The sequence below is a fragment of the Corallococcus sp. CA054B genome (assembly GCF_003611625.1).
In the GTDB taxonomy this organism is placed as follows: Bacteria; Myxococcota; Myxococcia; order Myxococcales; family Myxococcaceae; genus Corallococcus; species Corallococcus coralloides.
In genome coordinates this window covers 1-12,178 of the sequence record NZ_RAVY01000252.1, presented here as the reverse complement: position 1 = coordinate 12,178, position 12,178 = coordinate 1, and the positions used below count along the sequence as shown (strand labels likewise).

Below are 12,178 nucleotides of genomic sequence, written 5' to 3'. Positions count from 1 at the left end.
AGATGTGTAAAAGAGACAGGTACCGGCCTCCATGGGGCGCCCACAACCCGCGAGGTCGCGGGCAGCCCGGCGGCCGGTCGCAAGCGCAAGCCCTTGCGAAGGGCAGGGCGCCATGCGACGTCGCACGCATGCGATTCACCCTGCACCGCGGCGTCAGCCTGGCCGTCCTCGCCTCCGCCCGCACGGAGGCCGACCACCACGAGGACCTGGGGTGCAGCATCCAGGGGCCCACCGCGCGACCGGTGCGCCGCGCGCAGGTGCCGCTGAAGCGCCACATCGCCGCGCTGGGCCGCGAGGGCGCCCTGCGCGAAGCAGACGCGCTCATCCGCTGGCTGGAGGACACGCCCCGCTACGCCGCGCTCTGCCAGGGCACGAAGCGGCGCATGGGCCGGCGCGTGCTGCGCGAGGACGTCCTCTTCCCGGATCCGCTGCGCCACCGCCCTCGCGTGCTGCACCTGCGCCAGGACTCGCTGGGGCTGGACGTGCCGGTGCGCGCGAAGGACTGGCCCGTGGTGGCGGACCTGTTCGCGGCGCTCGCCCGTGGCGCGACCCGGGAGGAGCTGCGCGCGCTGGCCACCGTGCCCGTCGTGGGCGAGCTGCTCGGCGACCTGTCGCAGGCCGGCTGGCTCGTGCGCCACGCGGGGCCGGTGGACGTGCCGGGACCGGGGGCGCTCTTCGTGGGGCACAACACGGTGCTGGTGTCGGGCAGGGAAGGGCGCGTGCTGGTGGATCCATACTTCCGCCCCACGGGCGAGGCGGACCTGCCCGGCTATGGCGCGTTGCAGGCGTCGGACCTGGGCCGGGTGGACGCGGTGGTCATCACCCATTCGCACGGCGACCACTTCCACCTGGGCTCGCTGCTGCCCCTGCCTCGTGACACGCGCATCTTCGTGCCGGCGGTGGCGCGCGAAAGCCTCTTCTCCACGGACTGCGCGCTGCGGCTGAAGCAGCTGGGCTTCACGCGCGTGGAGCCCCTTCGCTGGGGAGAGTCGAGGCAGGTGGGCGACGTGACAGTGCACGCGCTGCCCTTCCACGGCGAGCAGCCCACCGACGGCGAGGGACCCCACCCGGACCTCTACAACGAGGGCAACACGTGGCTCGTGCGCTCGAAGGACTTCTCCGCCGCCTTCTTCGCGGACGCGGGCCATGACGTGCGCGGGGACATGGCCGCGGTGTGCCGCCGCGTGCGCAAGCAGCAGGGGCCGGTGGACGTGCTCTTCTGCGGCGTGCGCGGCTTCCGGCTGCCGCCCATCTTCTTCGGCTTTACGACGTTGGATGCGTTCCTCGTCAACGTGCCCCGCGACGCGCTCACCACGCCGCAGCGCTTGATGGCGGGCCCGGAGGAGGCGCTGCGCTACGGCGCCCTGCTGGGCGCGCGCTACGTGGTGCCCTGCGCGGACGGCGGCGCCCCCTGGTACTGGCGCGAGGGCATGGGCCCGCGCTACGCCGGCTATCCGGGCGAGCCCGTCACGGGCGCCAGCCAGATGGACGAGAACCCGGACGCGGACCCGTATCCGGAGCGGCTGGCCGAGGTGCGGAAGGCGCTGGGCGAGGGACCCGAGGCGCTCCTCCTGCGGCCCGGTGAGGCCCTGCGCTGGCGGGGCGCGCGGAAGCCGGAGGTGCTCAGCACGCCGGGCTTCGAGTGGCCGTTCGGCAACTGGCGCGAGGCCGCGCCTCAGCCGCGCAGCACGTCGCGGGCACGCCAGAGGGAGACGAGGTAGAGCGCGGCCAGCGCGGCGAGGCACGCGAGGCCCACGTTCACGTTCCAGTGGATGACGCGGCTGACGTTCCAGCCGTACACGTCCACCAGGGCGCTGGGGTCGCTGAGGCCCGCGCCCTCGACGCGGCCGAAGGGGATGCGGTCCACGTTCGTGCGGGCCGCCCACCACATCTCGAAGCTGTCCATGAGCGCCGCCGCGCCAATGACGACGAAGCCCCAGCGCAGTTGATGCCGGTGGAGGTAGTGGCCCGGCGGCACGAAGAACGTGGCCATCAGCAGGGTGCCCAGGACCATCCGGCCCGCGTCGCCGCCAAAGTAGATGAGGGCACGGGCCTGGGCATGGGTGAGGCCGAACGTGCCCGCCCCGAGCGCCGCGAGCAGCACCGCGCCCACGCCCATCCATGCCCACCGGCGGCGCTTCCAGCCCTGCCACACGAGCACGCCCAGCAGGCCCGCCAGCAGGAGGACCATGGACATCGAGCGTTCCTGCGACACGTGGGTCACCCAGAACGTGGGCGTGGCGCTGTAGCCGCAGAGCCAGGCGGTGACGGCGTGCCCCAGTTCATGCACCGGCATGGTGAAGAAGGTGCGAATGAGGAAGTGGAAGAAGGGCGCCTGGACCGCGAACCACGCTCCCACGAGCGCCACGGGAATCACCGCCAGCCGCAGCCGCGCCTCCAGGGCGCCGTTGCTCAGCTCCTCGCCCGGGTGGAAGGTGATGCCCTCCGCGGCCGGCTCCGGCGCGGGCCGGGCCGCCACCAGGGGCGAGACGAACGTGGGGACGGTGTGGGCTTCCAGCGCCTCGCGCAGGGCGGCCCGCTGGTCCTCGGCTTCCCGCTGGGCCGCCTCGCGGGCCTCGCGGTCACGGGCCTCGGCCTGACGGGTGGCGGCGCGTGCTTCGGCTCGCAGGTAGATGACGCCGCACGCCGGGCACTCGGGCCCCGCCACGCGGGGGGCGCCACAGCGGGGACAGGACGCGGACGAGGGGTTCACAAGCCCTGCACCCTAGGTGCGCCGCGGGCGGGACGAAAGTCGCACCGCCGGGAACCCCTGGGGCTCCCGGCGGCGGCGTGGCGGCCTACCAGCCGTAGAAGACTTCGTGGTTCGTGTTGAACAGGTCGATGACCGTGACGCCCCACGAGTGCACGATGACGACGATGATCGTCTTGCGGAAGCGCGTGAGGTTCCAGTCGTTGATGGTCTGCTGCTGGAGGCCCACGCTCATCGGCGAGCCGTAGCGGGCCGACTTCACCGCCGAGGGGAAGGTCTCGATGACCGTCGCACGCTGCGCGACCTCCTTGCCGTCCTTGTCGATGAGGGTCGCGATGGCCTTGTACTTGCCCACCTGGATGTCTTCCGGATTGGCGCGGACGCTCACCCGGTAGTGGCCCGCCGGGATGCCCGCCTCCTCGGAGTCGATGTAGACGAAGGCCGCGTCCACGCCCTTCTCGTACTCCGTGGCGGGGACCTTCTCGTAGCCCGCGATGGCCGTCGCCACGACGGTGGCCTTGTCCGTCGTGAGGGTGCCGATCTCCTCCTCGTTGAGCGCGACGCCCTGCTCCTTCGCGCCCTGCACCAGCTCGGTCTTGAGCTCGCCGCAGGCGGCCGCGGCGGCCGACGCGTAACGGGACTCACCCGCGAGGGCGGAGCCGGAGAGGAGGAGGGCGGCAACGAGGGAGGAGCGCATGAAGCGGGAAGTAATCATGGGGGACGGGGAACCAATCTCTAGGAGGGGACTGCGGTCACGGATGTCACGGACTTCGACACCAGCGGCTCCCCTGTGCAGCGGCGATGCCAATCCCTCACACGGCCGCGTTCCACCCGGCTCCAGAGGGAAGCCCCCCGGATGTAACAATGTTTGAGACAGTGATTGTGACATGCCGTGCTACGGCGCGGGCCCGGCAATGACCTCCCGCGCTACAACCGGAGGGGACCGCTTGACGCCTCCGGCCCGGAGCGCCCATGTCCTGCCCATGGCCCAGGAACTGGATACCCGCACCCGGGGGAGGACCGCGCGTGGGCGGCTGCGCGCACTGGACGCGTACCTGGGCCAGTTCGAGGCCCCGTTGCTCACGCGTGACGACGGCCCCTGGGCCCGCGCGGCCTTCGTGGACGTGGGCTTCGGGGAGCACCCGTGGACCACGCTGGAGAGCGCCAGCGCCTTTCGCGCGCTGAACCCGGAGCTGTCCGTGGTGGGCGTGGAGCTGGACCCGGAACGCGCCACGGCCGCCGCGCGAAGCCACGCGGATGCGCGCACGCACTTCCGCGAGGGCGGCTTCGCGCTCCCGCTGTCACCGGACGAACCCGCCCGCCTGGTGCGCGCCATGAACCTCCTGCGCCAGGGCGCGCCGGAGCGCATCCCGGAGGCCCACCGCGCGATGTCACGGCACCTGCTGCCCGGCGGGCTGCTGGTGGAAGGCTCCTCCGACACGGACGGCGCGGTGCTGGTGGCCCACCTGCTGCGCCGGACGCCGGAAACGCAAGCCCCCACGCGCGAGGGCCTCCTCTTCCACACCGACTTCTCCCGGGGCTTCGCGCCGCTGCTCCTGCGCGACTGGCTGCCCCGCGACCTGCGCCGCCGCGTCCGCCCTGGCGACCCCATGCACGCCTTCTTCCTGGCGTGGGAGGCGGCATGGAAGGCCGCGCGCGTGGAGGGCCACACCGCGCCCCCGGACGCCTTCGCCGAGTCCGTCGTGCGCCTCGCGAGGACGACCCCAGGGGTCGCCACCGACGCGTGGCTCCTGACCCGGGGATTCCTGCGCTGGAGCCCGCCCGGCGGCACTCCGGCCTGAGCCCGGTCACTCCTTGGGGGTGCAATCGTCTGGGAGCCGGTCCCAAGCGCCGCCGGAAAAGGTATTCTGTCGGGAATTCAGCTTCCGGCGGCCCCCCGCTTCGCCAGAGGCAGACGGCTTCGACATGAACAGGCACCTTCTGACGCTTCTCGCCGCGGGGCTGATGGCAAGCACCTCGTCCGCCGCCGGCCCGTCGACCTCCGAGCTCGGAGGGGGTCGTCTCGCGCAGCGTCCCCACCGCCAATCCCGTCGTTCCTCCGCGCGCGTGCGCCGCGAGGCCGACCCCGCGAAACTGGAGCATGAGATGGAAGAGGCCGCCTACTCCGATGAGGCCCCCGCGGCCGTCATCGCGGCCCGGCCCCCCGCGTTGCTGTTCTCCGCCAACTTCTACGGCACCCTGGCCGCCGCCCGCTGTCTGGGCCGCCACGGCGTGGACGTGACGGTGGCGGACACCGGCCGGTTGGGGCCGGCCAGCTACTCGCGCTTCGTCAGCCGCCGCGTGCAGTGCCCGCCGGAGTCGCAGCCGGAGGCCTTCCTCCAGTGGCTGGTGGACTTCGGCCTGCGCGAGCCCGTCAAGCACGTGCTCTATCCGACGAGCGACGAGCTGGCGTGGCTCATCTCCGCGCACCGCTCCAAGCTGGAGGACCTCTTCCACCTCTACGACCCGGGCGTGGACGCGGTGTACGGCCTGCTCAACAAGCGCCGCCTCTACGAAGTGGGCACGGAGGTGGGCCTGCACCTGCCGCGCACCTGGTTCCCCCAGTCGGAAGAGGACCTGGAAGCGGTGCGCCGCGAGGCGAACTTCCCGGTGCTGCTCAAGCCCACCACGCAGATCCTCCACGCCACGCACCGCAAGGGCCAGCCGGTGTCCTCGCCGGACGACCTGGCGCGCGAGTACCGCGAGTTCGCGCGGGACACCTACGCGCCCATGCTCGTGAAGTTCGACCCGGCCGTGGTGAACCCCATGGTGCAGGAGTTCCACCCGGAGGCCGCAGAGGGCATCTACAGCCTCTCCGGCTTCGTGGATGAGTCCGGCGAGCTCTTCGAGGCCCGCGCCGCGATGAAGGTCCTCCAGCGTCCGCGCCGCCTGGGCGTGGGCGTCTGCTTCGAGTCCGCGCCGCTGCGCCCGGACCTGGTCGAGGGCCTCATCCGGCTGTGCAAGAAGCTGGGCTACCACGGCGTCTTCGAGGTGGAGTTCATCCAGACGAAGGACTCGTACCTCCTCATCGACTTCAACCCGCGCTTCTACGGGCAGATGGGCTTCGACATCGCGCGGGGGCTGCCCCTGCCGCTGCTCGCGTACCACGCGGCCACCGGGGACCGGGACGCGCTCAAGCGCGCGGTGGAGGACGCACGCGACGCCAGCGCCGCGCACGAGGACGCGGTGTTCTGCAACCGCATCGCGCTGGAGATGCTGCTCAACCTCCAGCGGCTGTCCGGCGCGCTGCCGGCGGACGAGGCCCGGCAGTGGCGGCAGTGGTTCAACACCCACAAGGCGACGGCGGTGGATCCGCTCATCGACCGGGACGACATGATGCCCGCGGCGGTGGAGCTGGCCACCATCTCCTATGGGGCCGCGCGCCACCCCCGGGCCTTCCTTCGGATGATGGTCTTCAACCGCTAGGGGGCCGTCACCCCGCGGCCAGGGACGCCGAGGGCACCAGGTCATCGAAGGTGATCAGGTCCTCGTGCGTCTCCGCGCGGCGCAGCCGCCGCACCTTCCCGCCCTCCACTCCCACGATGGCCGGCTGCGGGAAGGAGAAGGACGTGCCGAAGGGCACGAAGTACGCGCCCGCGTCCATGATGGCCAGCGTGTCGCCCACCTTCAGCTCCGGCAGCCGCACCGCGTGGTACAGCGTGTCCGCCGGGGTGCAGATGGGGCCCACCACCGTGTACGCCCGGTGCGCGGGCGCGGCCGGCCGCTCCACGTGGAAGAGCTGGTGGTACTCGTTGCGCACGCATTCGGCGTGGTTGATGCCCATGTCGAGCACCGCCCACGTCCGCTCGCCGCCGTCCTTGAGCGCGTGCACGCGGCCCAGGAGCAGCTGCGTGTTGCCCGTCATCGCGCGGCCCGGCTCCAGGAAGATGCGCGGGCGCTTGCGGCCCTTCTTCGCGTAGTGCGCCTCCACCTGGGCCACCACCTTCGCCACGTACCGCTCGATGGAGAGCGCCGCCGCGAAGTCCGGCGCGGGCAGGTCGCGCTGGAAGGTGAGGTTGAGCCGCCAGTCCCGCTGCTCGATGTGCTCCACCGTCGGCGTGCAGAGGCTGCCGCCCAGGTCCAGCACCTCCAGGTCCAACCCCAGCTCGCGGTGCAGCTCGTCCGCGAAGTCCAGCACCGCGCCGACGAAGCCCTCCAGCTCCGCCTCCGTGCGGATGAGCTCCCCCCGGTGCGCGTGCAGGCCCACCACGTCCAGGTTCTTGGAGGCCAGCGCCTGCCGGTACGCCGCCATCGCCTGGCCGCCCGCGATGGGCGTGCCGAACTGCGACGTCCAGCCCGACATCGTCGTCACCCGCACGGCCACGCGCGGGCGCTTGCCCAATTCCGCCGCGTGGCGGGAGAAGACGTCCAGCTCCTCGCGGTGGTTCGCGGCCAGCAGGCCGATGCCCCGGGTGATGGACTCGCGGATGGACGCGTCCGACTTCACCGGGCCGTTGTAGACGATGCGCTCCGGCGCCACGCCCAGCTTGAGCGCGAGCCACAGCTCATAGGCGGAGATGACTTCCGCGCCCACGCCGCGCGCGTGCAGCGCGGACAGCACGCCCGGCACGGGGTTGGTCTTGTACGAGTAGTACACCTCGCAGCCGCCCGCCGCGCCCGGGGGCACCGCCTGGAACGCGTCCGCGTTGCGGTGCAGCGCTGGCATGTGCACCACGTGCAGCGGCGAGCCGTACTCGTTGGCCAGCTGGGACAGCGACACGCCCTCCAGGAAGAGGCCCTGGCCGCCGCGCGACTCCAGGCCCCACGTCTCCGGGGGGAGGAAGGCGCGGGCGGGGGCCATCGCGCGCTGCACGACGGGCCCCAGGGTCTGCTTCAACTGGCGCTTGGCGGTTCCAACGAGACGACGACGCAGGCTCACGGGGAGAGGCCCTTTCAGGAAACGCTTACGGCAGCTTGAGGGGGAGGTAGCGCGTGAGGCCGAAGCGGCCCTTGAGCGCGCGCGTGGCCAGCTGCAGGAGCCGGTACTCCAGCTCGCCGTGCTCGCGCCGGTACTTGTTGTGGATGATGGCGTTGGACTCCGCCACGGACTTCTCCACCTTCGCGCCCGTCTTGCCCAGGTCGTTCATCAACGACGGCTTGCCCACCCGGTAGTTGAGGATGGGCCGGTTCACGTAGACGTGGCCGTAGCGGCGGATGCCGCGCATGTAGAAGTCCACGTCCTCGTAGACGGGGATGTTCGGATCGAACCCGCCCAGGGGCTGGAAGTATTCGCGGCGCACCATGCACGCGGAGTTCACGTACAGCGTGCCCAGGAACAGGATGTGCGCCACCGTCCACGCGCTGTTGGGCGTCATGGCTCCCACCTTCGCCACGCGCTCGAAGTAGGAGCTCTTGTCCTCCAGCCACTCCGGATCCTCGCTGAAGGGCACCACCCAGCCCACCGCCACGCCCGCGTCCGGCCGCGCGTCCAGCGCCGACACCATGGCCTTGAGCGCGCCTTCGGCGAGCAGGTCGTCGTCGTCCAGGAAGTGCAGGTAGCGGCCCTGGGCCAGCGTGGCGCCGTGGTTTCGCACCAGCGCGGGGCGCCCCTTGGACGGCACCTCCTGCTTGAAGTAGCGCACGCGGGCATCGCCAATGCCCTGCACCGCGTCACGGGCCGTGCCCTCCGCGGAATCATCCAGGACGATGACCTCCACCTGGACGCCTTCTTGACGCAGCGCGGAGTGGATGGCCTCCACCACGTCCTTCTCGCGCTTGTACGTGGGCATCACCACCGAGACGTCGACTGATGACATAGGCCCCGGTTTATACCGGTGGCGCCCCACGACTGAGAAGCCAGCCGGGCCCTGCCGCGCGAGGGGCATTCCGCCACCCGGGGGCATTGCGCCCCGGTCCCTGTGTCCGGTGTTACCCGCCTGCTGTCCGGGGAAGCGAACGCGGGACGACGTCTCGCGGTTTCTTGGAAGTTTCTACTGCCCCCTCCGGGAGCGGACCGGAAAAAAACGCGGTCGGATCGCGACAGGGCTGCCACACCGTGGCTCACGGGCCACGGGTTTTTCAGTAGCTGGCGACGGCGAAATCGAAGGCGTCCAGGTCGTCCGCGGCGTCGGCGCCAGGGGCGGCGTGGAAGGCCTCATCCTCCTCGAAGAAGGCGTCGCCCGAGAGGGGGCCGTCCGCCTCGTCGGGGTCCAGCGGCAGCCATCCGGGATGCAGTTCCTCGCGGGCCATGTGCGTTCCTCCCCTTCCGCAAGTGGTACGGCTTCAGTCGGGTGACTTGCAGCCGTTGTGCCATCTCTGGATACGAAACGGCCCGCACCGGCGGGTCGTTTCAGACGAATGGTGGGTCGCCGGACGGGCAGGCATGGCTTGACGCCGGAGCCTGGGGCCGACAGGAAGGGAACACCGATGGCCGTCCTGCTGGCACACGAAATCGAAGATCCGCGCCCGTGCAGCTATCTGCCGGGGCGGGAGGCGTCCCTGGAGACGCTGCTGATGCGCAACGTGACGGCGCAGGAGTATGAGCACCTGCTCGTGCGCGGATGGCGCCGCTTCGGTCCGCAGTACTTCCGGCCCGCCTGCGCGTCGTGTCACGAGTGCGTGTCCCTGCGCGTGCCGGTGGCGGGCTTCACGCCCAACCGCAGCCAGCGCCGGGCCCGCGCCGCGTGCGCGCACCTGCGCGTGGAGGTGGGGCCGCCGCGCGTGGACGAGGAGCGCCTGACGCTGTACCGCGCGTGGCACGCGAACCGCGAGTCGTCCCGGGACTGGGAGGCGTCCGAACTGGGCGCGCGCGAGTATTCGCTCCAGTTCGCCTTCCCGCACCCGTCCGCGCGCGAGGTGGCCTGGTACGACGACAGCGACCCGTCCGGCCCGAAGCTGGTGGGCCTGGGCCTGTGCGACGAGACGCCGCACGCGTGGAGCGCGGTGTACTTCTTCTACGACCCGGCCTACGCGCGGCTGTCCCTGGGCAAGGCGAGCGTGCTGTTCCAGGTGGAGCTGGCGCGCGAGCGGGGCATCCCCTACGTGTACCTGGGCTACCGCGTGTTGGCGTGCGACTCGCTGCGCTACAAGGCCGGCTTCCGCCCGCATGAGCTGCTGGAGGGGCGCCCCGCGCTGGACGCGCCGCCCGAGTGGCGTGCCGCCGCGGCTGACGTGCCAGAAGCCGCGGCTGATGCGCCAGCGCCGGAGCGGGTAGGCCCGGAGGCGGCGCTCAGGAGCCGCTGAGCAGCGCCGCGTTGAAGAAGTCGCGCAGGTGGTGCGCGTACTCCTCCGGGGCCTTCTTCGCGTACTCGCCGTGATGCGCGCCGGGCACCACCCAGTAGGTCTTGGGTTCGCACGCGGCCTGGAAGAGCGCGTCCTGGAGGAACGCAGGCGCGTACTCGTCGACGTCGCCGTTGATCAGCAGGAGCGGCCGGCCCTTCAAGTCACACAGGCGCTTCATGGGGTCCACCGCGTCCACGTCCACGCCGGACAGGCGCAGGGTCCAGAGCGCCGGCTGGACGCTCAGCGGTCCCCACCTGCCGTAGCTGTAGCGCGTGTCCGCCTCCAGCGACGGGTACGCGCCCGCGGCGGCCACCGCCTTGAGGCGCTCGTCATCGAGGGCCTCCAGCATCGCGGTGGTGCCGCCCATGGAGAAGCCCAGCACGCCCAGGCGGGACGGATCCACGTCGTCGCGGCGAGAGAGGTGGTCCACCGCCGCGCGCAGGTCCTCGCGCTCGCGGTCGCCCCAGGTCACCAGGTCCCCCTCGCTCTCGCCGTGGCCGCGCGAGTCGAAGAGCAGCACGCCGTAACCCGCGCGTGAGAGCACCTCCGCCTCGAAGAGCATCTGCGTGCGGTTCTCCGCGAAGCCGTGCATCACCACCACCGCCGCGCGGTTGCGCGACGGCACGTACCAGCCCCGCAGCGTCAGGCCGTCCCGCGTGCGCAGCACCACGTCCGTGCGCCCCGCGAGCACGCCTTCCGCCACCGGCTTCAAAGGCTGGCGCGCGGGGTGCAAGACAGCGCGTGCGGCGCGGACATTGCGGTACGCGATGACGGCCGCCAGCGCGAGCACGCCCAGAAGGGCGAGCGCGATGAAACGGGCGGGGCGGGGTCGGAGGGGGCTTTTCACGAGGATGAGTTGTGAGCCTATACCCGGAATCCAGTTCCTGGCAGTCGGCCCCCGGACTCGTTGAGTCCCCAAGCAATGCACCGCGCCCCCTGACGCGCCCGGCGCATCTTGACGCGTCAATGCTGGAACTCGCCCGTCAGGACACCGTGAGGGTGTTTCAACGATGTATCAGCGGGCCGGTGAAGGCGGCTGTCGCGAAATGGCGTTGGCGCCCCCGGGAGATCCACCGGGAGGACGGCGTGCAACTGTCTCCTGGGTGGCGGCGATGGGTGACCTTCGCTACCTATCGCAAGGTGTGTGGGCTATTGATCAGCGACCAACTCCAGGGGTGGGCTCGCCGGACACTCGTACGCCGGGCGGGAGTGCAGGAAGTCGCTTCTTACCGGGAATCCCAGACATTGGAACTGCAGGCGCGGCAAGAGATGGCGGTCCCGGCCCCAGGGCGGCGGCGCGTGTTGTTCACGCTCGTCTTCATGGGGACGGGGGGCATCGAGCGCTCCGTGTGCAACGTGTTGGCGGGCCTGGACCGGGAGCGGTTCGATCCCTCGCTGTTCTTCCACCACGGGCCGCCGCCGCCGGACACGATCGGGCGCATCCCCGCGGACGTGCCCATCTCCTGGGGCGTGGGCGTGGAGGCCTACCGGCGCCGGGAGCTGCCGCGGATGCTCTGGCGGCTGTTCCAGGAAGCGCGCAAGGCGGACATCATCGTCTCCGGGCAGGAGGGCAGGGCGGCCCTGCTGGCGCGGATGGCGGGTGCCCTCCTGGGCAAGCCGGTGTTGGGGATGGTGCACTTCGACTGGGGGGCCTTCCACCGCGAGCAGCCGAAGCGTCAGCTCTGGGGCTTGAAGGTGCTCTACCCGGGCATGGACCGCATCGTGGCGTGCGGCTACGACTCCGCGAAGGCGTTCGCGGAGCTGGTGAACGTGGACCGCGACCGGCTGGAGGTCATCCCCAACTTCGTGGACGCGGACCGCATCCGTGCCGCGGCGGACGCTCCTCTGCCCGCGTGGGCGGTGCCGGTGTTCGAGAAGCCGGTGATCATCGCGGTGGGGCGCCTGGAGCCGCAGAAGTCCTTCGACATGCTCATCCGCGCGCACGCCCGGATGCGGGCGGCCGGGACGGACACGAACCTGCTCATCCTGGGAGTGGGCTCGCTGGAGGCGGAGCTCAAGGCGCTGGTCGCGGAACTGGGCGTGGCGTCCTCCGTGTTCATGCCGGGCTACGCGGACAATCCGCACGCGCTGATGCGGCGGGCCACGGCGTTCGCCCTGTCCTCGCGCTACGAGGGCCTGCCCATGGTGCTGCTGGAGGCGCTCGCGCTGGGCTGCCCCATCGTCAGCACGGACTGCCCCTCCGGCCCCTCGGAGGCCCTGGACGGGGGGCGGGCGGGGGTGCTGGTG

At 71.4% G+C, this 12,178-nt stretch carries 11 protein-coding genes; 5 read left to right on the top strand and 6 right to left on the bottom strand.

Annotation, left to right across the window (positions count from 1 at the left end):
* Positions 1-128: 128 nt before the first annotated feature.
* Positions 129-1,721, top strand: coding sequence for an MBL fold metallo-hydrolase (locus tag D7V80_RS36930; protein ID WP_120592542.1), 1,593 nt, complete (start codon positions 129-131; stop codon positions 1,719-1,721).
* On the opposite strand, the gene D7V80_RS36925 is transcribed toward D7V80_RS36930, so the two are convergent.
* Positions 1,676-2,668: a PspA/IM30 family protein gene (locus D7V80_RS36925; protein WP_147447339.1), complete on the bottom strand. Its 993-nt coding sequence runs from the start codon at positions 2,666-2,668 to the stop codon at positions 1,676-1,678. The two genes, D7V80_RS36930 and D7V80_RS36925, sit on opposite strands and share 46 nt — an antisense overlap.
* Before the next feature lie 130 nt (positions 2,669-2,798).
* The gene (locus tag D7V80_RS36920; protein WP_120592540.1) at positions 2,799-3,407 is read right to left on the bottom strand and encodes a hypothetical protein; all 609 of its coding nucleotides are present in this window, start codon (positions 3,405-3,407) and stop codon (positions 2,799-2,801) included.
* 286 nt (positions 3,408-3,693) lie between these two features.
* Between D7V80_RS36920 and D7V80_RS36915 the strand changes: the two genes are divergently transcribed.
* Both D7V80_RS36915 and D7V80_RS36910 read left to right on the top strand, forming a co-directional pair.
* A complete protein-coding gene (locus tag D7V80_RS36915; protein ID WP_120592539.1) occupies positions 3,694-4,512 on the top strand; it encodes a class I SAM-dependent methyltransferase in 819 nt (272 codons plus the stop codon).
* A 304-nt stretch (positions 4,513-4,816) separates the two neighbouring features.
* Positions 4,817-6,136 carry a carbamoyl-phosphate synthase gene (locus tag D7V80_RS36910; RefSeq protein WP_199738947.1) on the top strand — a complete coding sequence of 440 codons (1,320 nt, stop codon included), beginning with the start codon at positions 4,817-4,819 and terminating at the stop codon, positions 6,134-6,136.
* Positions 6,137-6,143: 7 nt separating this feature from the next.
* On the opposite strand, the gene D7V80_RS36905 is transcribed toward D7V80_RS36910, so the two are convergent.
* The 3 genes from D7V80_RS36905 to D7V80_RS42000 all read right to left on the bottom strand — a co-directional run bounded on the left by D7V80_RS36905 (position 6,144) and on the right by D7V80_RS42000 (position 8,899).
* Positions 6,144-7,589 carry a pyridoxal-dependent decarboxylase gene (locus D7V80_RS36905; RefSeq protein ID WP_120592538.1) on the bottom strand — a complete coding sequence of 482 codons (1,446 nt, stop codon included), beginning with the start codon at positions 7,587-7,589 and terminating at the stop codon, positions 6,144-6,146.
* A gap of 25 nt (positions 7,590-7,614) precedes the next feature.
* Positions 7,615-8,466, bottom strand: a complete 852-nt coding sequence (locus D7V80_RS36900; RefSeq protein WP_120592537.1) for a glycosyltransferase family 2 protein — start codon at positions 8,464-8,466, stop codon at positions 7,615-7,617.
* Between the two features lie 262 nt (positions 8,467-8,728).
* Positions 8,729-8,899 (bottom strand): hypothetical protein, encoded by a 171-nt coding sequence (locus D7V80_RS42000; RefSeq protein ID WP_014398494.1) that lies wholly within the window; start codon positions 8,897-8,899, stop codon positions 8,729-8,731.
* 177 nt (positions 8,900-9,076) lie between these two features.
* Here D7V80_RS42000 and D7V80_RS36895 point away from each other — a divergent pair, with 177 nt between their 5' ends.
* A complete protein-coding gene (locus D7V80_RS36895; RefSeq protein WP_120592536.1) occupies positions 9,077-9,892 on the top strand; it encodes an arginyltransferase in 816 nt (271 codons plus the stop codon).
* Here the strand turns inward: D7V80_RS36895 and D7V80_RS36890 are convergent.
* Entirely contained in the window at positions 9,879-10,778 is a 900-nt protein-coding gene (locus D7V80_RS36890) for an alpha/beta hydrolase (protein WP_120592535.1), read from the bottom strand. The genes D7V80_RS36895 and D7V80_RS36890 overlap by 14 nt on opposite strands.
* A gap of 452 nt (positions 10,779-11,230) precedes the next feature.
* Between D7V80_RS36890 and D7V80_RS36885 the strand changes: the two genes are divergently transcribed.
* Positions 11,231-12,178: glycosyltransferase (locus tag D7V80_RS36885; RefSeq protein WP_233586001.1), on the top strand; the 948-nt coding region annotated here is incomplete at its 3' end.